18 protein-coding genes are annotated in these 23,074 nt (G+C 31.1%); 1 reads left to right on the top strand and 17 read right to left on the bottom strand.

Going from position 1 to position 23,074, the window contains the following annotated elements; translation table 11 throughout:
* The 3 genes from I130_RS06990 to I130_RS06980 form a co-directional block, all read right to left on the bottom strand.
* Complete coding sequence (locus I130_RS06990) at positions 1-432, bottom strand: response regulator (RefSeq protein WP_034920729.1); 432 nt, start codon at positions 430-432, stop codon at positions 1-3.
* Positions 433-463: 31 nt separating this feature from the next.
* Positions 464-4,666, bottom strand: coding sequence for a PAS domain S-box protein (locus I130_RS06985; protein ID WP_034920728.1), 4,203 nt, complete (start codon positions 4,664-4,666; stop codon positions 464-466).
* Positions 4,667-4,835: 169 nt separating this feature from the next.
* Positions 4,836-6,173, bottom strand: coding sequence for a capsule assembly Wzi family protein (locus I130_RS06980; RefSeq protein WP_034920727.1), 1,338 nt, complete (start codon positions 6,171-6,173; stop codon positions 4,836-4,838).
* 84 nt (positions 6,174-6,257) lie between these two features.
* Here I130_RS06980 and I130_RS06975 point away from each other — a divergent pair, with 84 nt between their 5' ends.
* Entirely contained in the window at positions 6,258-7,004 is a 747-nt protein-coding gene (locus I130_RS06975; protein ID WP_034920726.1) for a tyrosine-protein phosphatase, read from the top strand.
* On the opposite strand, the gene I130_RS06970 is transcribed toward I130_RS06975, so the two are convergent.
* The 14 genes from I130_RS06970 to I130_RS06905 all read right to left on the bottom strand — a co-directional run bounded on the left by I130_RS06970 (position 6,997) and on the right by I130_RS06905 (position 23,073).
* A complete protein-coding gene (locus tag I130_RS06970) occupies positions 6,997-9,399 on the bottom strand; it encodes a GumC family protein (protein ID WP_034920725.1) in 2,403 nt (800 codons plus the stop codon). The two genes, I130_RS06975 and I130_RS06970, sit on opposite strands and share 8 nt — an antisense overlap.
* A 6-nt stretch (positions 9,400-9,405) precedes the next feature.
* Positions 9,406-10,164: a polysaccharide biosynthesis/export family protein gene (locus I130_RS06965; RefSeq protein ID WP_034920724.1), complete on the bottom strand. Its 759-nt coding sequence runs from the start codon at positions 10,162-10,164 to the stop codon at positions 9,406-9,408.
* Between the two features lie 50 nt (positions 10,165-10,214).
* Positions 10,215-12,221 (bottom strand): polysaccharide biosynthesis protein, encoded by a 2,007-nt coding sequence (locus tag I130_RS06960; RefSeq protein ID WP_051119639.1) that lies wholly within the window; start codon positions 12,219-12,221, stop codon positions 10,215-10,217.
* A 17-nt stretch (positions 12,222-12,238) separates the two neighbouring features.
* A complete protein-coding gene (locus I130_RS06955) occupies positions 12,239-13,396 on the bottom strand; it encodes an aminotransferase class I/II-fold pyridoxal phosphate-dependent enzyme (RefSeq protein ID WP_034920723.1) in 1,158 nt (385 codons plus the stop codon).
* A 4-nt stretch (positions 13,397-13,400) separates the two neighbouring features.
* The gene (locus I130_RS06950; protein ID WP_034920722.1) at positions 13,401-14,003 is read right to left on the bottom strand and encodes an acetyltransferase; all 603 of its coding nucleotides are present in this window, start codon (positions 14,001-14,003) and stop codon (positions 13,401-13,403) included.
* A 2-nt stretch (positions 14,004-14,005) separates the two neighbouring features.
* Complete coding sequence (locus I130_RS06945; protein WP_034920987.1) at positions 14,006-14,611, bottom strand: sugar transferase; 606 nt, start codon at positions 14,609-14,611, stop codon at positions 14,006-14,008.
* A 110-nt stretch (positions 14,612-14,721) separates the two neighbouring features.
* Complete coding sequence (locus I130_RS06940; RefSeq protein WP_034920721.1) at positions 14,722-15,888, bottom strand: glycosyltransferase family 4 protein; 1,167 nt, start codon at positions 15,886-15,888, stop codon at positions 14,722-14,724.
* Positions 15,889-15,911: 23 nt separating this feature from the next.
* Positions 15,912-17,087, bottom strand: a complete 1,176-nt coding sequence (locus I130_RS06935; protein WP_034920720.1) for a glycosyltransferase family 4 protein — start codon at positions 17,085-17,087, stop codon at positions 15,912-15,914.
* On the bottom strand, positions 17,084-17,785 hold the full coding sequence (locus tag I130_RS06930) for a hypothetical protein (RefSeq protein WP_157480527.1): 702 nt from the start codon (positions 17,783-17,785) through the stop codon (positions 17,084-17,086). Before I130_RS06930 ends, I130_RS06935 begins: the two co-directional genes overlap by 4 nt.
* 22 nt (positions 17,786-17,807) lie before the next feature.
* Positions 17,808-18,437: an HAD family hydrolase gene (locus I130_RS06925; protein ID WP_034920718.1), complete on the bottom strand. Its 630-nt coding sequence runs from the start codon at positions 18,435-18,437 to the stop codon at positions 17,808-17,810.
* A complete protein-coding gene (locus I130_RS06920; protein WP_034920717.1) occupies positions 18,418-19,104 on the bottom strand; it encodes a cytidylyltransferase domain-containing protein in 687 nt (228 codons plus the stop codon). Before I130_RS06920 ends, I130_RS06925 begins: the two co-directional genes overlap by 20 nt.
* A gap of 1 nt (position 19,105) precedes the next feature.
* Entirely contained in the window at positions 19,106-20,659 is a 1,554-nt protein-coding gene (locus I130_RS06915) for an aldolase catalytic domain-containing protein (RefSeq protein WP_034920716.1), read from the bottom strand.
* A gap of 37 nt (positions 20,660-20,696) precedes the next feature.
* Positions 20,697-21,605, bottom strand: coding sequence for a glycosyltransferase (locus I130_RS06910; RefSeq protein ID WP_034920715.1), 909 nt, complete (start codon positions 21,603-21,605; stop codon positions 20,697-20,699).
* A gap of 4 nt (positions 21,606-21,609) precedes the next feature.
* Positions 21,610-23,073 (bottom strand): hypothetical protein, encoded by a 1,464-nt coding sequence (locus I130_RS06905; RefSeq protein ID WP_034920714.1) that lies wholly within the window; start codon positions 23,071-23,073, stop codon positions 21,610-21,612.
* Between the last annotated feature and the right edge of the window lies 1 nt (position 23,074).

The raw sequence follows: 23,074 nt of genomic DNA, 5'->3' as shown, positions 1-23,074 counted from the left end.
CTATTTATTAACTGAAAGTTTAACTGTGGTTAACCAAAATTTTTCAATTGAAGAAATAACCTTAGAAAAATCATTTGCATCCACGGGCTTAGTAATATAACAGTTTGCCTGATTTTTATAACATTGGTTTATATCATTGCTAGAGGAAGAAGTACTTAGCATTACAACAGGAATATGGTGAATGTTGCTATTAGCTTTTATGTTTTTCAACACTTCATGACCATTCATTTTAGGTAGATTAATATCTAATAAAATAAGATCTGGAGTTATTGCTGAAGTATAATCACCGTTTTTTTCTAAATACATCAAAGCTTCCCATCCATCTTTTACAACTTGTAAATCTTTGGAAATATCTCCTTCAGCTAAAGCTTCTTTGGTTAATAAAATATCTCCTTCATTATCTTCAACCAGTAAAATATTTATAGGGTTCATAGGGTGATTTTTGTGGGGCGTCTCAAATATACTAATTTTGTTTTTTAATTGTAATATGGAAAGTACTTCCTTTATTTATTTTTGAACTTACCCAAATCTTTCCTCCGTGATTTTCAATGATCTTCTTACATATTGCTAATCCTATTCCTGTTCCGGAGTATTTATCTTTGCTATGTAGCCTTTGAAAAACCACAAAAATCTTTTCAAAAAATTGTTCTTCAATTCCAATTCCATTATCTACAATATCAATTTGCCAAAAATCAAATTCATCAAAAACTTCTATTTTAATTTCTGCGTTATTGTCTGCATTCTGGTATTTTAATGCATTAGTAATTAAATTGGCTAGCACACGTTGCAAAGGCAGAGGAGCTGCATAAATTATTGGTAACTTATTAAATATGATTTTCCCTTTAGATTCTAATATTAGATCTCTATGAAGACTAATAATTTCATTAATCAGCACATTTAAATCAATAGCTTCTATCTTATAGTCCATTCTTCCCACTCGAGAATATTCAAGTAGATCTAATAAGATTTGTCGCATTCTTACTGCACCATCTGTAGCGAAATATATGTATTGTTGAGCTTTGGGATCTAATTGGTCTTTATACTTTTTATTCAATTGTGTTAAAAAACTGGTTACCATTCTTAAGGGCTCCTGTAGATCATGAGAAGCTATGTATGCAAATTGTTCTAATTCCGCATTAGATGTAGCTAACTCTTCTGCCCTAAACCTCAATTTTGAATTTAACTGCTCTAATACAATCTCATTTTGTTTTAATTGGGTTATATCCTGAAGTGATCCGATCATTCTAACAGGTAATCCCTCTGGATTTCTCGTAATTAATCCTTTATCTATCACGATAGAAATCTCTTTATTTGCTTTTACCAGCTTATAAACATATTCCCAGAAATTCACTGATGGATCCTTAAGTGCATTTTCTAAACTTAGAATAACTTCTTCTTTATAGTCGGGATGTAATTGATTCTCCCAGTGCTTTAACCCATCTCCTAATTCAGGAATTTCATATCCATAGGTACTAAAATATGCCTTGCTCCATTCCATAGTATTCTTAGGAATATCCCAATCATAGATTGCTTCGTTAGTTACTTTTGTTATAAGATCATAACGTTCTTTTGCAATTCTAATTTCTTCATCTCTCCTCTTCTTTGTTGTAATATCCTTAAAGTAAATAGACAATCCAGATGCACTTGGATACACATTAATTTCAAACCAAGTATCAAATGGCTCAAAATAATCCTGAAAGGATACTTTCTTACCTGTTTCAAAAGCTTTTGAATAATATCTATGAGAGTCTAATTTTTTAGATTCAGGAAAATAATCCCACAAATATTTATTTAATATTGTATCCTTTGAGATTCTTAGAAGTTTTTCTGCCTCCTTATTAAAATAAGTTACAATCCAATCTTTTGTAATAGAGAAAAAACCGTCGGTAATACTTTCTAGAATATTATTTACTTTTATATTGAATTGCATTAATTCTTTCTCATAGTTTTTACGATCTGTAATATCTGTGTGAATTCCATATACGGCAATTAACTCCTCGTTCTGATTAAAAATGGGCCCACCATTAAATTGATAATCTAAAATTTCGTTAGTTTTATTTAATAGCTGGATGTCACCATTCCATGATTTACCATTTAATAGGTGAGCAAAAACCTCTTCTCCTTGATTTTTACATTTATAGGACTTAATAATCTTTCCTACTTGATTAAGGTCTTTTTCATTATATCCTAATGCCTTTTTAAAGGAGCTATTTAAATAAACATCTTCAGTATTTAAATCTATTATAGAAACCCCCTCAGAAGAACTTTCAATAATATTTTTAAACTTCAGCATTTCTAAATTTGCTGTTTTAAGCGGAGTTATATCAAGTCCAAAAAGATTGATTACACCATCGTTTGAAATAATTTCTGAAGGTGTCCAAGAAATCCATTTCCATTCTCCACTCTTTGTTCTACACCTACCCTCATAAGATTTGGTAACGTAACCTTGGGTTACTTCTTTTAACCTTTTAAATGTAAGACTTAACTCCTCTGGATGTAAGAATTCATGATATGGTGTGTTCAATAGTTCTTGCTCAGAAAAACCAAAGATTTTAGTGAACGATGGGCTAACTTTTTTCATATACCCATCCATTCCAATAATTGCAATTAAGGTGGGGGAATGCTTAAAAAGGCTATTAAGTTGAGATTCAGTAAGCTTTCGTTGGATATCGATGGAAATTTGCAAGCTTAATCTGCTTAATATTTCCTTTATAACATTTACCTCTCTATCTCTTTTTATGCCATAAAAAGTGAGTACTTGTATCACATTATCATCAAAAATAATTGGAACACCAACGAAAATGTTATTCAAATCTATATCTAAATAAGTAACCAGATTTTGAGAATCTAATACAGCCTTTGGGAGTTCTTCCAAAGACATAGTTTTAAAAACCTCTGAGCTTAATGAAGTGTTTTTTAGTTTCTTATAACTTACAAGTTCTACTAAATCACCATTTACTATTCCAACTTCCCAAGCTTGAGCAAAATCGAAATTAAAATATTTCGAAATTAATTGGATAGTTTCACTCAAACCCTGTTTTAAATTTTTGGAAATACTTAAAGAAGCAATTAATTGAGATACTAGTTCTTGTTCTTGCTCATATTCATGATTTTCGGTAATATTTCGAGCAATTCCAACCAGACCGATTATATTTCCTTCATTTGTTTTAAACGGAACCTTAGTTAATAATATAGCTTCCTTTTTTCCTTTATAATCATAAACAATGTCCTTTCTATTAATAACAGTCAGGTTATTTTCTACTACTAATTTATTTTCCTTTGTTACTTCCTTTCCATAGTTTTCTGGCAAATATTCGGTAGGTTTTAGTCCTATTAAATCAGCTTCATTATCTTTTCCCAAGTAATCTGAATAAAACATTTTATTTGCTAGAATCAATTCATCCTCATTATTTTTTACAAATACATAATCAGGAATATTATCTATAATTGCTCTTAAAATATTTCGCTCTTCTTCGAGTTTAGATTTAATTGCAATTATTTCAGATGCATTCCTCGCAATCGAATAATAAATTTGTTCTTCCTCTACCCATCGTGATGACCATACCATTGGCACTATAGTCCCATCTTTTTTAAGATATCTATTAAAAAAACTCGTCTCATCTTCGCCTTTCATGATTTCCTTCGCACTAATTTGTGTCAAAATCTTATCTTCTTCGAATACTAAATCTATGTAGTTTATCCCAATAAGATCCTCCGGACTATAACCCCACATATTATAACAGGCTTCATTTACTTCTATAAAAAAACCATTTTTATCAATAGTACAAATAACATCTAACGATTGATCAAGTATTGTTTTGTAACGTTTTTCCAGATTTATTGAATGCTTTTTATTTATTTCAGCTTCTGTGATATCCTTCGCGATTCCAAAAACACCTGTAGTTTTACCATTTATAATAATTGGAAAATTGGTAACGTTTATAACCCTTTTAGAACCCTTGAAACTAATAAAACCTGTATTGTAATTTTGAAGCTCACCTTTGGCAGCTTTTTTAAAGTGATGTTTCACCCTATTAAAATCTTCATCAGGAATTACTTCCATTACCTTATGCTTAATTAGCTCTTGTATAGAAACTTCACCAAGTTTAGATGCACTTGCATTTGCACTAATAAAATAGCCGTTAAAATCGAAAGAATAAATTGCATCTGGGTGATTATTAAATAGGGCTTCAAATACTTGAGATGTCTCATTTAAAATTTCAACCTGTTTTGAAGATTCACGTAAAATTTTAGAAGTTGCATTTTTAGAAGAGGTAGGTAAATTTGAAATATGAATTTCAATGAAATCAGTTCCATCTCTCTTTAAACGAGTTTTTCTAAAATGAAATTCCTTATTTATAAAATTGCTTCTAATAATTGTAATCGTAGAAAATCCCGATTGGGTTTCCTTAAATTGATATAAAAATTCCTTTAAAAATTCTGTAGGAATTATTTCAAATATGCTATCCTTTTCCTTTAAGAATAGATTGAAATTGAGTTTTAGGAAGTCAGAAGTTTCGGAATCGATAAGCTTAATATTCCCAACAAAATCTACTAAAAGAGAATGCTTAGATTTACTACTTATAAATCTACTAGAATTTGTATTGTCTAAAATTTCGGAGATCAGAGATTCTCTCTTTAAATTTTCGGAGTTTTTAATGGGCATAAAAGGTGGTTAGGGTAATTTGAACTTCAGTTCTAAAAGATAGAAAAGTTAATCCAAGTAGACAAGAACCTTTGAGTTTGTAGCTATTTTTTCTAATACTCTGCTCAAGTAGCTCAAAGCATATTATTGATGAATTATAGTATCAAGCGATAAAGTCCACCAGAAAAGATTAAAAGAATTGCTTACTTATTTGAACCCCTACTCCAAAATTTGGAGAAGCTATAGAGCTTAAATCTGCCCCTAATTGAAGATTTATATCAAATGAATCTTTCCAAACTTTTAGATCAAGATAACTAGATAAAATGGTGCTTTCTTTAAAATTACGAGCTCCCTTAGCACCATAGTTCTTTCTGTAACTTGTTAAAAATTTATAAGGCAAATCACCTATTATTCCAGAGACTCCAATATGATGTACAATTACTTTATTATTGCTTATTCTGAATCTATCATCATCTAAAGTTATAAAGGGTACACCTAAAATCCTACTTTCATAGGTCCAACCAGACCTATATAAGTTATTATTGAAGTAATTATCATTTCCGTCTGATGTAATATTTTCATCACTTTGATCTCGTGTATAATATAACTCATACATAGCCGAATTAATAAAATTATCTGGGTTCGGACTTTTCACAAAAACACCATATCTCCCATCGGGAGTATTTCTCAAAACTCTTCCAGATCCATCTTCGAACAAGTGATTATAGAGAATTTCAACTTTATAATCGTTAATTGTAGTGTTTAGATAAACTTCATAGCTCCCAAGATGATTCCCAAGTGCATTAGCTTCTTGACCTCCAACATTATTATTGCCTTCCTTACCTAAAAAAACATTGATATAATCTCCAAAGCTACCAGGTAATTTTCCGAAATCTGGTGCATCTCCTCCCCATTGAACAAAATGCTGAAGTCCTGCTTTTATTTGAAAATTGTTTATTTTATCGAAAATTAAATGAAAACTTTTATGGTGGATCCTAGTATTTTCAACATGGCGTTCATCATCTGTTATAAATTCTTCTAAAGTTAAATCTATACTTAATCCAGCCTTTTCAGAAACAATTATTGGGTTTTTTAAGGATAAACTGATTCCTAGTAAGGGCCTTGCATTTAAAGACCAAAGGATATTTTGATTACTAGCACTTAAACCATCATAAAGCAACTCTTTTTGTTTTCTTCCTGCATATGCTTTTAACCAGTAGTTCTCTAACATTACATAAGATTCATCCAGTTGTAATTTTTCAGTATAACCATCATGAAAGAGACCCCCTAATCCAAATTCTAGTTTAGCATGTCTGGAGAATTGGTAAGTGGCCTTTCCATTGAAGTAAGCAGAAACGTTACTAGATTCGTCTATCCTCCCCCTTTGATTGGTATTAATCCAAAATGGGGACTCCTCTTGGGAATATACAATACCCGTTAATGAGCCAAAACCTTCATATTTTATTTGTTGTGCATTTACTAAACAAGTACCAATTAATAAAAGCAGAAAAGTTAATGAGAGCTTCATATAAAATATAAATAAGGCTAAAGATGCTCGGCATCCAATTTTAGTGATAAAAATATGTAATTTTATACGATATAATTCAACTTTATGATTTCCATTTTTAGAAAAAAACAATATTTAATTGATTACCTAGAGGGAATAACAGATATACACAATCATATCCTACCAGGAATAGACGATGGAGCACAAAATGTAACAGATTCGATTGAATTGCTAGATAGATTTTATGATCTCGGTATTACTAAGTTCATTGCAACTCCGCATATAATGAACGATTATTATCCAAATACACCTGAAACAATTAATTCTGCTTTAAGCCTTTTACAAAATGAGATCAATAATAACGAAAAACTAAAAAATACAGATATAAGGTATGCTGCAGAATACATGATGGATCAGAATTTTTTAGAATTGGTAGAAAACGAAGAACTTCTAACCCTTAAGGATAATATGGTTCTTGTTGAAATGTCCTATTTTCAGGCTCCAATAAATTTAAATCAAATTTTATTTAGACTTCAAACTAAAGGATATAAACCGGTTTTAGCACATCCAGAGAGATATGCCTTCTATCATACGAAGGACCTAACAAAATATGAAGAATTGAAAAATCGAGGTTGTTTATTCCAATTGAATACTTTATCACTTACTCCGCATTATGGAGGGAATATGCAAAAAATCGCTTATAAACTATTGGAAAAAGGAATGATTGATTTCATTGGAAGTGATACCCATAGAATTCAGCATATAGAGAAATTATCTAACATAGTTATAAATAGAAAATTAAATGAATCATTGCTAAAGATTATTTCAAATACAAAAGAAAAATTTAGTTAGATTTCTTTTTAGTTTTTTTCAACAATTTCTTTAATCTAGACTCCTCGTCTACACCGTAGCCGTACCCATAACCATAGGAATATCCATATTTAGCACCATAGGAAAATTTAGAATAGTCCACATCATTTAATATGATTGCCAATCCTTTTAATTTTCCTTGTTGCTTGAGTTCCTTCGGGAAATCTAAAAGTTTCTTTTCTGTATAACCAGCTCGCGTTACATATAAAGTTGTATCTGCTAACGGGCTTATTAATAGGGTATCGGTAACGATCATAGTCGGAGCAGTATCAACGATAACAAAATCATAATTAGTAGACAAGTCATCTAATAAATTTTTCATTCTATCGCTCATAAAAAGTTCTGCAGGATTAGGAGGAATTGAGCCAGATAGCACTAAGTCTACTTTTATATCTTTATCTGAAGATTCAGAAATAATATCAATTGAGGTAAGGTCATAATTATATAAGTAATCCGAAAGTCCTTTGGACTCCATTGGTATATCTGTATATCTATGTAATTTAGGATTACGAATATCTGCCCCAATAAGTACCACTTTCTTTTTAGTGGAAGCCAAAGTTCTAGCTACATTATAAGAAATAAAAGTTTTACCCTCTCCTTTTATTGTAGATGTTACATAAATTATTTCACCTTTATTATTTGATTTTGGCTTTAACAAATATGCAAGATTCGTTCTTAAAATTCTAAAAGACTCAGCTAAGGGAGATCTATCATTTAGCTGTATGGTTTCTTCTAAGCCTTCGTTAATTCTTGGAATTTCTCCCAGAAAAGGGATGTTTTTTATTAAAGGTTCTAAATCACCCTTATGGTGAATCTTAGTATCCAACATAAATTTCCCGAAAAGGACCAGTAAAGGCAATAAAAGCCCAATTAAAAAACCTCCAACTAAAATAAGCCAAGGTTTAGGATCCACAGCTGAAGGTATAGTATAGGCCGGATCAATTACTTTTGCTACTGGACCTGTTACAGCAAATGCTATTGCAGCTTCCTCCCTACGTTGAAGAAGAAATAAATATAATTGCTCCTTAATTTGTTGCTGTCTTTCAATCCCGCGCATGCCTTTTTCCATACCTGGAAAACCACTAAATTTACTTTGAGCAGACCTGTCTAATTGATTTAATTCACTTAATTGAATATTTAATGATCGCTTTTGACTATCTATATTATCTCTTAAATTTTCCTTTAGCGAATCTAAAGATGCGGTAATTTTTTGAACTACAGGGTTTTGCGTTGTAGAAGATCTTAAATAAGCATTCCTTTCTAAAACTAGTGCATTATATGTAGAAATAAAACCAGATATTCCACCTTCAATTCCAATATTAGAAGGCAACAATTCATATTTTTCTCTGGAAATTAGTAAGTCCTCAACAGAATTAATAATCATTAATTGGGTCTCAATATCAAAAACCTGTTGCTCTGCTTGAGTGGATTTTGACAAAAATTCTTGTGCGCCAGAGGAAACATCCATGAACTTATTCTCCCTTTTAAAATTAGCCATTCCACCTTCCACTGAATCCAATTCGGATGTAATAATTCCTAGACGATCTTGAATAAATTCAGTGGTGCTCAAAGCAACTTGTCGTTTATCTGCTACCCCATCAGCATTGAACTGAAACATTAAATTATTTAGAAAATCTTGAGACTTTTCGCTCTCAGCTTGTATAATAGACAAGGATAAAATATCTGCTGCTTTACCTTTTGGTGCAATAACAAGTCCTGAAATATATTCTCCAGCAGTTTGATCTACTGGCCTTATATTGATTTGAACAGTTTTGGTTTTTTTAAATATAGATTCTGAACCATTAGTCCTTGGTACAATTGAGAATTTTAAACCCTCCAAATTTACAATTTCACCTATATTATGCTTTTTCTCATAATCCGAAGCCTCATCACTTAAAATGAAATCTGTATCTGAGGTAGGAGTAATAAATAAAGTTCTAGATGCTTTTTGGATGAGGCTATCAGGAGAAATAAATTGAATTTTTATGGGGCTATTCTTGTAAGCTTCGGTGGTAATAATATTACCTTCAATAAAATATGAGATGTTATGGTCTAATTCTTCAACTACTTTTTCCACTAACCGTTTGGACTTGAGAGTAATTATTTGATTATCTAAAGAATTATCATCAAATTTTAAAATTGATCCTCCACCAGATGGAAGGGCACTTGCCAAATTGCTTTTTTCCTCATTCAGAATCATCATCGATGCTTCGGTACGAAATTGAGGAATAGTATATCTATTATAAAGAAAAGCTAGTAATCCTCCAATCAAAAAACATAAAACGAGCCATTTCCAATGGGCTAGATATTTAAATATCTCAGCCTTGAGATCAAAATTTGACTCCTTTTCTTCTGTAAAATCCTGTAATTCTTCCATGTAAAATTATCTGGTAATAAGCACTACAATTCCGAAAATTGTGGTTGCCAATGAAATTAAGCCTGTATAGGAGGTTATAAAGCCAGCAGATTTAACTTTCCTGTATGTAGGTTCAACATATACTATATCATTTTGCTTTAGGAAATAATATGGATTTTTAAAAACATCTGAAGTAGTCATATCTACTCTACCGTATGTTTTCTCACCATCAATTTCACGAATAACTAAAATATTATCGCGTTTCCCATCATAAGTTATTCCTCCAGCTTTGGCTAGTAATTCAGGGATCGAAATTTGTTCATTTTCAACTTCCACTACAGATTGCCCTGTTTCACCAAGCACGACCACTCTAAAGTTTAACAATCTAACTGCAATTACAGCATCTGTTACATAATTTCTTATTTCTTCTGTTAAAAAAGATTCAAGCTCACTTCTACTTTTACCTTCCACCGATATTTTCCCTATAACTGGAAACTGTATATTTCCATCAACGTCTACCATATAGCCCATAAGTGATGGATTTTGTTGTCCACCCCCACCTTGAGATTGACCGCCTGTATTCATTTGAAACGGAGCAGCTACCTCCTCATTCATTGAGGAAACTTTTATGTGAAGTATGTCATTTACCTCAAAAACGGGCTCGAAATTTTTCATTTTCTCCAATGACTCAAGATTCTCAGGGTTCTGAAAAAATAAAATTTCTTTTTTTGTTGAGCAGCTAAAAAAAAGCGCACTAATTAATAATAAAACAATATTCTTTTTCATGGAATTCTTTTGATGTATCAAATATAATATGATTTTAGTTAAATCATATTTTACTTATTATTTTGTTCTTGGGGAATGTTGTCTCTTTTCAATTTGAGTGAAACTTTATCTAAACTCTGATAAGAAGAGTTATTGCTAATAAATTCAGGGATTAATTCCTTCAATTTTGCTACAACTTTATCATTCTTTAATTTTTCAGAAGATTTAATAATCTTCTCGATTTTCAGATTAATGAATTCATAATCCTGAACCTTATCAACACCTATCATAATTTTCTTATGATGTGTTGGTAAAGTCTTACACTCATCATTTAATAATTCTTCGTATAGCTTCTCACCAGGTCTAAGCCCTGTTATCTTTACCTTGATATTTTTATTAGGAGTATAACCCGCTAGTTTTATCATCTTAATAGCTAAATCCATTATTTTAACAGGCTCGCCCATATCAAAAACAAAAATTTCTCCGCCTTTCCCCATTGTCCCAGCCTCCAATACCAATTGGCATGCTTCAGGGATCGTCATGAAATATCGAATAATATCGGGATGGGTAATTGTAACAGGACCTCCTTTTTCTATTTGTTTTCTAAATAAAGGAACAACAGATCCATTAGAACCTAAAACATTTCCGAATCTGGTAGTTATAAACTTAGTTTCTTTCTTATCAAATTTAGCTTGGTCATGATAAAGCGATTGCACATACATTTCGGCCGCTCTTTTAGACGCGCCCATCACATTACTAGGATTTACGGCTTTATCTGTAGATACCATTACAAAATGTCCCACATCATATTTGACAGCAAGATCTGCAAGGTTTTTTGTCCCACGAATATTAACCGAAATTGCTTCGTGAGGATTTGCTTCCATTAAAGGAACATGCTTATAAGCTGCAGCATGATAAACCACATCGATACTATGATTCTGAAACATTAACTCCAATCTCTTTTGATTTCCTACATCACAAATTATAAATCTACATTTTAAATCAGGAAACTTACCTTCTACCTCTAATTGCAGATTATGCAGAGGTGTTTCTGCCTGATCTAAGATAATTAGCTTTTTAGGATTATATTGAGCAACTTGTCTAACGATCTCACTACCAATAGAACCTGCACCTCCCGTTACTAAAATGGTTTTTCCTGTAAGCTGAGCCGTTTTATTTTCTCTATCAAGAACTATTGGCTCTCTATCCAAAAGATCTTCGATTTGCAAGGTTTTAATATTCTGGGATATCGGTTTATCATCATCTGCCCAATTCGAGACTAATGGCGCATTAAAAACTTGAATATCATTTTCTAAGCAATCTTCTACAAGTGCAAATTTTTCTTCTGAACTAAAGTTTTGTTCAGTTAATATAACTGCAGAAGCGTTTAAAATTTTTAGCTGATTATGTATAGTGGTTCTATACTTTACAACTGGTTTGTCGAGAATTCTAATACTATTGTTATGCTTTGTTTTTGTGAGAAAACCTACAATTTTGAATCTACGTGGGTGCTCTATATTTAAAGCTCCTGCAATAGAAATAGCATTTTCATCTGCTCCTATAATAACGGCTCTTTTAATAGCGTCTCCTCGCAGTACAATCTTATAGAACTCATAAGTCTGTTTTACGCCTAATCGAAATAAAAATAGAAGAGAAAATGAGATCCACAAATTAATAAGTAATCCGCCAACCAAGTAGATCTTTTGACCTATTACAAAAAATGTAATATAATTAAGAACAACTAAAGTAATAAATGAAGATGTAGTAGCTAATATTAGTTTTAAAGCATCAATATTGGAAGAATATCTAATAATCCCAGCGTATGTTTTAAAAACAAAGAAAAAGAAAATGTTAGTTAAAACAATAATTAATGCCTTTAAGGGAAAGTCCAATAAAGTATAATAGTTGGGAGTAAGATCTACAATTATCAATATGGTCAATAAAGACGAAATAGAAACTAAAAATATATCAATAAGAAATACCGCCCATCTCGGGAGGTATTTTAAGTTTCTTAAATTCAATGCACTATCTGTAGAGGTCAAACTTAATTTTAATGCTGAAAGTAAACGCTCACCCATTTTTAAAATTTTTAATTCTATGCTCTAAAAAATTCATTAATTCCTAAACTTAATCTTTCTCTATCCTCATTAGTTAAGTTAGAACCTGAAGGAAGACATAAACCAGTATCGAATAATTCTTCAGCCAAACCATCTCCATAAAATGGCATGTTCTTAAAAACTGGCTGTAAATGCATTGGTTTCCAAAGTGGTCTACATTCGATTTTAAGACCTTCCATAAACAATCTTAAATCTTCTCTAGATTTTCCTGTAATTTCCTTATCAACAGAAATTATGCTCAACCAGTTATTACAAAAATAATCATCACTAGGTTCAGAAAACACAGTAACTCCCTTTATATTTGAAAATACTTCTTGATAGAACATATTCATTTTTCTTCTCAAGTTAACATGTTTATCCAAGACTTCCATTTGTCCTCGTCCAATACCGGCAGATATATTACTTAATCTGTAATTATAACCAATTTCAGTATGCTGATAGTGAGGAGCATCATCGCGTGCCTGCGTAGCTAAAAATATAGCTTTTTGTTTAATCGATTTATTCTTAGCTATTAAAGCACCTCCACCAGAAGTAGTTATTATCTTATTACCATTAAAAGATAAAATCCCTATTTCCCCAAAAGTACCACATTTTCTTCCTTTATAAGAACTTCCCAATGCCTCAGCACTATCCTCGATAATAGGAATTTCAAATTTATCTGCAACTTTTTGAATCTCATCAACCTTATAAGGCATTCCATACAAATGTACAGCAATAATAGCCTTGGGCTTATTCCCTTTAGCAATCCTATCCTCTATAGCTTTTTCCAACTGAACAGGACATAAGTTCAAAGTATCGCTTTCACTATCAACAAATACTGGAGTTGCTCCTAAATACATAATAGGATTTGCTGATGCTGCAAATGTCATACTTTGGCAAATTACTTCATCACCTGCTTTTACTCCTAATAAAATCAAAGCCAAATGAAGCGCTGCTGTTCCTGAACTTAAAGCTGCAACGTTCACTAGATTTTCATCAATTTTTGAATTAGATAAATAATTTTCTATATCTATTTCAAAACCAGTTACGTTTGGACCTAATGGTGCTATCCAGTTTGCATCAAAAGCTTCATTTACAAATTTTTGTTCGTTCCCACCCATATGAGGTGAAGAGAGCCATATTTTGCTCTGTTCCATATATTTATTTATTTAAATACTTTATTATCTTACCAGGATTTCCTACAACTACAGCATAATCTGGAACATCCCTTATAATTACGGCTCCAGCTCCAATTGTCACCCATTTACCAATTTTTATACCAGGAATTACTACTGCTCCAATTCCAACATGGGTTCCTTCTTCAATAATTACATTTCCAGCAATAGCCGCATTGGGAGAAATATGAACATAATCAGCTAACTCGCAATCATGATCTATTGTGGAAGCGGTATTTATTATACATTGTTTTCCTATTACTGTTGAAGAATTCACACAAGCATTAGACATAACAACCGTGCCATTTTTTAAATTTGCGTTCGGGGATATAATAGCCGATTTATGAATTATTGCATCTGATACATTACCCGTAAACGAATTCGTAACTCTTTTCCGGATTATGTTATTTCCAATTGCAATAATTGTGTCAGAATCCAAAAAGTTTTTATTTAACTCATGAGTAACTACTCGTTCATTTAGTAAAACTACATTTCTATTATCATCAAAAATTTGATCAATAATTATATCGATTGACTCTGCAATATCAATAATTACTTTTCCATGTCCACTGGCTCCATAAATATTCATAGCTAATTATTTCCGTTAAAAGGTTCTGTTGTAGCCATGTTCTCAGCATTAATCCCTTCAGAAACCAATACTTTCTGAACAGTTTTGAATAAAATTTGAATATCTAGAAAAAATGAAACGTTTTGCACATACCAAACATCATATTCAAATTTTTGAGTCCAACTAATTGCATTTCTACCATTTACCTGAGCCCAACCAGTGATTCCTGGTTTTAAATCATGTCTCTTATATTGATAAGGTGTATAAATCGATAAATATTTTGGCAGAAGAGGTCTTGGTCCAACAATACTCATATCTCCGATTAAAACATTCCACAATTGCGGAATTTCATCTAGAGATGTTTTCCGGATAAACTTGCCTATGGATGTTAATCTTTGAGAATCTGGAAGTAAAATACCATTAGAACCCTTCTCATCAGTCATAGTTTTAAACTTCACTATCTTAAAAATTTCACCATTCTTACCAGGTCTTTTCTGCACAAAAAAAGGATTTCCTTTATTTGCCAAAAATAATAGAATCGTAGCTATTAATAGTAACGGACTTAACATTAGAAGTGCTACAAATGCAATAATAAAATCTGAAAATGGCTTAAAAAATAATATATAAATCTTCAAAATTTTACTTTAAATTTTTGGAATTATCAATATAAATTTCATCAAAATATCAGGTGATAAATTCGAGCAAAAGTACAAAATTCTTTAATGTAAATATTTTATTTCTATTTACTCTTAATATAGTCCTTTTCTAACGCTCTATATTCAGCTAAAAGTAAATTCCAAAATTGCTCTCTTTCATAGTTCTCTGTTATATGATGCCTTGTATTTTTTTTAAATTCCTCTAAAAAAAGCCGGTTATTATACAATTGACTCATTGCATCATACAAACTATTACTATCCTTCACTGGAATTATAATTCCATTTTTGTTGTTCGTGATAATTTCGTTACAACCATTGATATCGGTAACTATAGAAGGTAAATTCATAGCTCCTGCTTGCATAACCACATTAGGAAAGCCTTCTCTATAACTTGGGAAGGTAAGAACATCAGAAATCGCAAAATATGGTCTGACATCTTCTTTGTAACCAACAGAAATAATCCCTTTATGAGAATTGATTATTTCCAAATTAGAGTCCTCAATTGGATCTAGATCACTTTCAAAAGGCCCAACCAGTAACAACTTAATATTAGAATTAGTTTCGTATAATCTTATAAATGCCGTGACCAGCTCATTAATACCTTTCTCTGAAACAATTCTTCCGATAAAAATAAAAACAAGCTCATTACTATTTATACCAAGTTCCTTTCTAAGTATATCATTATCCTTTTTAGAATATAAATGTGGATCAAAATATTTAGTGCTTATTCCATTTGAGCTACCTTTCCCTAAAATTTTAAGCTTTTTATCTGAAGTAAATTTCTCATTCAGTATAATTTTTTTTAATTCAAAAGAATTAGGATAAATCCTTGTAGCTAGGCTATAAGTAAACTTTTCTACAATATTTAAAACTTTTCTTTTAGTACCAGTTGTCTCTAACAATGGCAATCCTGCAACCGTATGTAATCTAATTGGAACTCCCGCTATCCTGGCTGCAAGCATTCCAACAATACCAGCTTTAGGGGTGTGAGTGTGAACAATCAATGGTTTCTCAGATCTAAAAAATTGATAGAGCTTCAATACGGAGATTAGATCTTGAATTGGAGTGACTTTTCTTGTCATCTCAACCCAAAAAGTTCTAACCTTGTTTGCACTACCATATTTTTCTAGACGATCCTCTTCTGCAGCTATCGCAATAACTTCATAATGATTATTCATAAAGCTAAGTTGCCCTTCTAAAAGTTTCTCTAATGAAAGAGGTATTGTGGTAATTCGTATGAGTTTATTCAAAAATATATTTATTTTAAGTGAAATTAATTATGAGAACTAGGATTTAGCTTACCATGGATTTTAGATATAATACTATTTGTGTATTTTTTCCACGTATAATTTCCTTCAATCTCATGAATTAAATGTTGATTGTTACTTAACCTACTTTTTAGATTATCATCAGTTAAAACTTCTTTCATAGCATTTTTTAATTCCATATGAGAAGGCCCGGTAATTAATAGATCTTCCCTATCACGAAAAATAGCTCTCACTGAAGGAATGTCTGGGGCAATAACAGGTAGGCCTGCAGATAAATATTCGAAAATCTTTAGTGGATTCATATACGTATTGGCATAGTGATGCACTGCCAAATCAAAACAATTGAGATTCTCATTGATATCTTCATGCTTTATCCATCCTCGCAAGCACACATTTTTAGACAAGCTTAGATTTACAACCTTTTCTTTTAATTTAGCCAATGCTGGTCCATCACCAACTATAACTAAATATAGATTCGGATTATCCTTAAGTAGTTCGTTGAAAACGTCAATTAACACGCCTAGTTGTTTATGAAAATCAAGAGTGCCAATATATCCTATTACGAATTTATCTATCGGATAATTCCATTTTATTCTCAAAGAGTCCGGATCTAACATGGGAAAGAATTTATCTGGATCTGTCCCATTATGAATTACTACATCACGACCATTATTGACATGATCTCCCATAATTCGTGTCCGAGAGAAATCAGAAATAAAAATATTAAGATCTGAATGTAAATATGCCTGCAATTGCATATTCAAAAATATGTTCTTAAATGCTATATTCTTGAATGGTTCATCAAAAGGAGATCCGTTAATTTGATTACAAATTATTAGCTCTGGAAACCGTTTTTTTAGTCGTTTAATCTGAAGAAAATTCGAATCAATTTGAATTAAAATTATATCTGGTTTAAATTCTTGAATTTTTTCAACAAGCTTCTTAAAGTGGAATGAATTTCTTCTAAAAAAAAACAAAACTTGTAATAAGGGAATTTTCCTCAAAAATGATCTTATAGAAAACTTCGGCTCTATTTTCAACTCTCCCTTGGACTGAATTATTGGAAAAATAGCTTTCTCTGTAATATCCTTATGTACACCTAATTGATTAAAAAATTCTATAGACTGGATGCTACCTCCGTGATTTGCGTAATATGAAGTTGAGTAATACAAGAATTTCATAAAGTAGATCTCGATCCGATTATTTTACTCAGTTCGGCGTCAAAGGTAACTTTTTTTGGTTTGGAATTCTCAATTGCTTTTTTAAAGAGTTTCAATTCCAATGAAGGATTGTGTATTCCTTGTTTACTAATATGTTCTTCATTGGCTTTCGTATTTATTAGCTCATCCCTATATCCTTTTGCATAAGGCGTCTGAAAAAATGTAAAGCCTGTAATATATAATTCTTTATAATCTGAATTTAGAATTAACATTAATGCAGAAAAACCAATGGTTGGTATATAAGCACCCAGTCCATTGGTAATTACCTTATAATTCTTTCTTGAAATGTTATATGTCACTCTATTCTCAAGATGTCTTTTGTAAAAATTTAAATGAGTAACTAAACCTTTCAGATTCATATTAGGATTGATAACTTTCTCTATTCCTAATCTCTTATATAATTCCCATTCTATTGGACCTCCTCCACTAAAATTGTTCTCATAAAAACTATGAAAGAGATAATTTGTTTTAGACCCTAGAAAAGGAAAACTTTTCTCTGTGAGGCTATAAGGTGCCTTATTCACTCTTACTACAATATCAAAACTATCAATATAGTTTCCATTTCTCTCTACAAAAGAAGAATCTGCAGCACCCACGATTGCGATTCGTTTATTTTTAAACGAATCGTTAACCTTAAAAATTTTTAAGGAGCCAATCATAAAATAAAGTCCCTTTAGAGTTCTAATCAAGCTCATTAAAGCTAACTATATAATTTTCATTCAATAATCTTAATTCTACACTATTGTACCCAATGAAGTCAATATTATTTTCATTAGCAGCATCATAATCATTTATAGAGTCACCTATAAAACAGACTTCATCCTTGTTATATTTATAATTATTCAATAAATCTTTAACAAGATTAACTTTGGGTGTAGGTGAACCATCAATAGATGTGAATAAGCATTCAATTCCCAATTTTTCACATAGATAATTTAATTCTTTCCCATCAGACCCTGAAACTATATGCATATTTATATTTGGGGTTTTCTTGATAAAGTTTAGCACATCAAGAATCAATAGGTCTTTATTAATAAGCATTTCCTTCATAATTTCAGAAAAATGTTTAGCAAACTCAGCTTCCTTTTTCTCTGTATTGGATTCAATTCGAATATTCTTAAAAAAATACTCAAATTTGACATACCTTGAAAGACCTGCATTTTTAGTATGAAAATCAATTAATTCATCTACTTCATCCTTAGGATAATTGGAGAGTACTTCTCTAAAACCTCTCTCCCTTATCGGCATAGAATTAATTATTACTCCATCAAAATCCCATAAAATGGCTTTTCTATCTTTTAAGTTTTTCATACACTGCTTCTGCGATTAAAAAATCCTCTTCATAATCTATATCTAATGATGAAATTTTATCGTTTTCTAAATAATAAGGTTTAATGCCCAATCTCTCCCCAAGTAAATATCGTTCTCTATTTGCAATAAATACGGCATTATTAATAGCGAACAATTCCTTCAAATCTTGTGTACGAGGCCAATTAAGTTTAGTAGTATTATTTATAATTTTATTAGACTCCGTATCTAACAAAAAATCTTTACAAATGCAGCCAGTAACCAAAGAATCATAGCCATTTTTCTTCTGATGTAAAAATACCTCTATAGCTTGATTATAATTTTTAGCATTGAATAAAGGATTTGTTGCATGTGTCCACAATATATTCTCACATGAATTTATTTCAGCTGCATATAGTATTAAATCTTTAAGTTTAGTTGAAGAATTTCCTAGATGCTCTGGTCGCTCATCAATTACTAAATTCTTTATTCTATTCTTATAAGTTTCAGCGATTTCCAAACATGTATTACTATTACTAGAAATAATTACCTCATCTACAAACTGTAAATTCACTAATTGATTTAATTTCAACTCTAAAATGCCATTATCAATACCTGCGAAAGAGCGTGTATTTTTATTCTTCACTCTTTCACTTCCAGCCCTAACAGGTAAAAATAAGCTTATTGACATATTACAATAACGAATAAATAGATTTAGATTTTATATTATATTGTGTAGGAGTTATAGAATACAAACTAATTCCTTTACTTATTACATGATCAAAAATTAATTGATTTTCTTTAAATAATTCCATCTCCTCTTTTTGTATGTTCTCTGAATAACCATCATAACCTGTTAGGAAAACTTTTTCTGCTTTTAAATCAAATCCAATTTGAAATGCAAGCGCTGTAGCAGACTCCTCCAAGTTACTTTCAAAATCAACTTCCTTTATTGCCTGGGTATATTCTTTCAAACAGATTGGAACATAACTTTTTAAGGAAGAAATTATCGGAGGTATTATAAAAGTTTTATTTGAGAACTCTTCTAAATTAATCATTTTCTCTAGCCTTTGTCCTTCTTTACCTAATAAACAGTGAATTTGATAATTGGCAACATTTGAAAACACATGGATATTCTTTGAACTTACAAAAACTATTGCAATATCTGGATTCTGTTTCAAAAATTCTTGATGAGCCTTTTTATTCTTTATTGTAGATTTGCCTCCACCTACAACGAGTATAGATGCATAACTTTTATTAGGTTTGAAAATAGGAAAATCTTGCAAGTTAGAAATAGCACTTTGCTTTGGAGAAACATTCTCATTAATAATTGAATTAAGAGAATGAAATCTTTTCTTAATTTTAGACATCACAGTGTCTTGTGGCATTGAGAAAGCACCAGAAATCATATAAGGCAAATTGGTTCCCCAATTATATTTTACTCTTAAATGTTGAAATGATTTACACAAATTGAAAAGAGCATCAAAATTTACCAGTAATTTATTTTGTTTGTTTAGGATCGTTAAAATTAATTCTGTTTTTAAATTTCCTGCTCCTCTCCCCATCCCCATTACAGTACTATCAACAATTTGAGCACCACTAGTAATAGCCGTTAAAGAATTAATAAGAGCCAGTTCTAAATTATCATGACCATGAAACCCGATTGGTATTGTAATCTGCCTCTGTATTTTTGTGAAAATTTCTTCAACATCTTTTGGATAAAGTCCCCCAAAACTATCTACAACATAAAAATAATCAGCAACATCATTAATGCGATTAAGATCTTTGTTATATAAAGAGTGATTTTCCCATTTTGAAGCATACATCAAATTAAATCCAACTTTAAAACCTAACTCTTTAATCGCTTTAGAAAGTGTAATCGCTCTATTCAGGTTAATTGGGTCTACAGCAATTCTCACCAGAGCAATTATACCTTTACATGGTTTAAGAAGAGCTTTTAAATCTTTAACTTTAACCTCCTTCTCATTCAAGATTATGGCTAGTTTCTTATTGCACTTTTCTTTACAATCTCTTAATAAAAACTTCGGTAAAAAATAATAAGCACCTTCATACGAACTACTTCTTTTAGATCTATAACCAATTTCAACATATTCCAAAGGAAGCTGATTTATTTCCCTAAAATATTCATCAACCAAACTATCATCAAAATCCCAATGGGTATAATAGCCACCATCTCGCAGTGTACAATCTAATAATTTTAAATCCCTTGTGTTTTCCTTCAGCATTTAATATTCATTTAAAACTACTCCAAAGTTAGGAAGATTAATTTAGCTCTCCGTATCGGTGTTTAACGAAGTCTCTTAAAGCAAACCTCTGTAAATTAAACATTTTTGAACCGTATTTAAGGCCAAATCTATATCCATATATCATTTTTCCCAAAGATTTAATAACAAGAACTGCAAATGATGTATATAAATGTTGGCTAGAATAGATTCTCAAAAGATTTCTAGTGCTATAGTACTCTCTCTTCACTAAATTATCAATTCCTAAATTAGTGTTTTTTCTTTGAAAATCTATTGAAGTATTACCAGCTAATGCTCTAATTTTATACCATTTTGCTGCATCAATAAATAATTTATACCCCCCTTTTTTTGCTTTCAAGCAAAAGTCGAATTCCTCAAAACCAAAAAACAATTTTGGATCCGGAAGTATACCATCTTTTATTACTTGAGAATTCACAATCATACTATGACCCCCTGGTATCGAATCTACTTCTAAGTAAGTATTTTTCTTTAACTCATTATTAGATAAAGATCTAATTCTTCCAGTATTAGCATTAAAATACCCACCTTTCTCACCTATTACTCCCAAATTAAAATTACTCTGAATTAATTTTTCAATTCCTATAAATAAATCCTCAAAAACAAAATGATCTCTAGGAGGATTGTCATCATCTCCCCAGTAAATCCAATCATATCCTAATCGAGTTAGTTCTTTAAGGCCATAATAAGCAGCTCCAGCTGGCCCGCTATTGTAGCCAACTTGATGATATATTACATTCTGAAATTCTTGATCTTGAATAGCTTTCTCTGTTAAAACAGAATGACTGTTATCTACAATCAAAATCACCTTTGGCGGGAATGTTTGGCCAAGAATTTTGCTTATGGTGTCTAAAATTATTTCTGAACGCTCATAGGTCATTACAAACGCAGCAAATTTGTAATTTTTCATCCTTTTAAAGCTTAATTCTTAGTTGAAATAACTTATATGCAATTTGAATCAATTTAGATTTAAATCTCTGAGCAAACGTGTAGTAATGAATTCTTACCTTTTTAAAGAATATTCCCTCACCAGAACTATCTTCAAAATAGTACTTAGTTTTCTTCCCACCCTTCAAAAAATAGAATCCAAATTTTATAGTATCATCTTTAGGTTTAGGCTGTAAGTCCTTTTTAAGCAACACTCTAATCTCTGATATGTTTTTAGGAACATAAGCAACAATGGAATAAAAGTAGAGACCTTTCCCTAATAATATCACTGGTTTTCCTTGGTAGTTTGCTTCTAGACCTGTCGTGGACCCAAAACTTATAACCTTATCTGCAATTCCTATCAACTCATAACTATCCGCTGGACTCTCCGGGGAAATAACAAAAATATTAGGATACAATTTATTTAAACCTAAAATTTTAGTTGCATATTCATGTGTCACCCCCTTTAGATTAGGATGCATTCTTATTATTAAATTATGAGAAGAAAGAGATCTACCCACAAAATCTGTTAAGACCTGAAGCGCCTCTAGTTGATCTTTATAATATGGATTATCGAATTCCTTACCAAGCGCGGCAAATTCATCATCAGAACTATTAAATAATACTATATTTTTATTACCATTAAATATCATTTTTGGTAAAGAACCTTTCTTCATCTCTCCAGTATATGAAGGAAAAATTATACTCTCTCCTGATTTCTGCCTTTCGAAAAATTCTGAACCAATCTTTAATTTTTCTTCTTGACTAAGCTGTGATTTATCCCAGCACTCTTGAACTAATTCCCATTTATTATGAATATTATGGGGCAGTACGTTCTTATAAGTTTCAACAAAACCACCTAATCTTGCGCGCTCAACATTTAAACAATCAATATTGTTTGCTAAAGCTGCTCTTAAAATGGCTCTAACGTAATCTTGTCTACCATTAAAATTGTAAACAAGATCTATTTCTTTATCAGCTATAAATCTCTTAACGCTTAGAAAAGTAACTAAAGCGTTACTAGCTAATTCATGCACATAATCTTGATTAACATGCAGAAGATCTCTATCTCGAGAGCGAGAAATATAGGTAGACAAAGTAGATGATCCTATTTCAAAATTTTCATAATTAAGATCAAAATCTATTTTATTATTCTTTTGGAAGAACTCCTGAGCAAGTTCTCTATCGTGATTTATTATTAAATCTGATAATTTTATACTATGAAAATCACCTTCAATCAGACTTAATGTATTTGAGACTCCTGCTTTACATCTAAAACAAATATCCGGTTGTTTGGAAATATTAAAATAGCAAACGTCGAAGGTATTAGAACAAGTTAAATAGTAAATATTAGCATCAGGATTATTAGCTATTTGTTCCTGAAGAACATCAGGCATAATTCCTCTGGAATAGCTATCAATACTAAATATTGATGCAATTAAAATATTCATC

Origin of the sequence: Gillisia sp. CAL575, assembly GCF_000403785.1 — a bacterium.
Taxonomy (GTDB): domain Bacteria; phylum Bacteroidota; class Bacteroidia; order Flavobacteriales; family Flavobacteriaceae; genus Gillisia.
Note: the sequence above shows the minus strand (reverse complement) of the source record. Positions and strands in the feature narration are given on the sequence as shown.